The organism is Vibrio sp. T20 (assembly GCF_007858795.1).
GTDB lineage: Bacteria > Pseudomonadota > Gammaproteobacteria > Enterobacterales > Vibrionaceae > Vibrio > Vibrio satsumensis.
Window position 1 is genome coordinate 1 of sequence record NZ_VFEB01000107.1, and the last position, 283, is coordinate 283.

The 283-nt window shown below is 45.2% G+C and carries 1 protein-coding gene; it reads left to right on the plus strand.

Annotated elements, in window-relative coordinates; translation table 11 throughout:
* A partial coding sequence (locus tag FTW16_RS13360) for an ABC transporter permease (RefSeq protein WP_146491406.1) occupies positions 1-283 on the plus strand: 283 nt, incomplete at both ends.

Genomic DNA, 283 nt, shown 5'->3' on the forward strand with positions numbered 1-283 from the left:
CGCCCATCCACTCGATAGAGCTAATGGAGGCGAAAATCGTGCCGTATATCTTTGTCGGCTTAATTCAGGTTTTTATCATTCTAGGGTTGGGACATTGGATTTTCGGCGTACCGATTAACGGTGCAATCAGCCAAATTCTGTTTGGAACCTTGTTGTTTATCGCCGCTAGCCTAGCCTTAGGATTGGTCATATCCACTATCGCCACAACACAGCTTCAAGCCATGCAAATGACGGTGTTCATTCTTCTGCCTTCAATTCTGCTGTCTGGATTTATGTTCCCTTA